This window comes from Pseudomonas sp. Pseusp97, from assembly GCF_047304025.1.
In the GTDB taxonomy this organism is placed as follows: domain Bacteria; phylum Pseudomonadota; class Gammaproteobacteria; order Pseudomonadales; family Pseudomonadaceae; genus Pseudomonas.
The window spans coordinates 1-703 of record NZ_JBGLYK010000470.1 but is presented as its reverse complement, the minus strand read 5'-3'; the positions used below and the strand labels follow the sequence as shown (position 1 = coordinate 703).

Here is a 703-nt window from a genome sequence, read left to right as displayed (position 1 = left end):
GCGGGCACATGGGCGGCGCGAGTCGCCAGGGAAGCCAGCCCGGCCCCGCAGCGCAGCGCGCTCTCGGCGGCCAGCAGCACCGCGCCGCCCATGCCGGTATCGCCACCGATCACCAGCGCGTGGCCGAATTGGCCCTTGTGCGCAGCCTTCGGGCGAGCGGCCAGGCGCGCCAGCGATGCGGGAGCGAGACGGCGTGCGACGGCGTTTTCTGGAATCAGCGCAGGATCGGCGTCGAGCCCATCGAACACCAGTTCGCCGCACTGATCGGGGCCATTGGCGGTGAACAGGCCGAGCTTGAGGCCGATGAAAGTCACGGTCAGGTCGGCATTCACCGCACAACCCAACACCTGCCCGGTATCGGCGCTGAGGCCGGAGGGGATGTCCACCGCCAGCACCGGCAAACCACTGGCATTGATAGCGGCAATAGCAGCGGCGTAAGGCTCGCGCACCTCGCCACCCAGGCCGGTGCCCAGCAGCGCGTCCACCAGCACACCGCGCAGCTCGGCGCGGTCGCTCCAGGCTTCGATATCCACGCCGACCGAGCGCGCTTCGCCATGGGCCGAGGCAGCGTCGCCGGACAGGCGGGACGTATCACCCACCGCCAGCACGCGCACGCGCCAGCCGGCGCGCAGGGCCAGGGCAGCGATCAGGTAGCCGTCGCCAGCGTTGTTGCCGTGGCCGGCCAGCACGGTGATCTCGCCGG

Annotated in this window: 1 protein-coding gene; it reads right to left on the bottom strand. The window is 71.1% G+C overall.

Annotated features, from left to right (window positions below):
• The coding region (locus ACCC94_RS29935; protein WP_413353203.1) for an NAD(P)H-hydrate epimerase at positions 1-703 on the bottom strand (703 nt) is incomplete at both ends.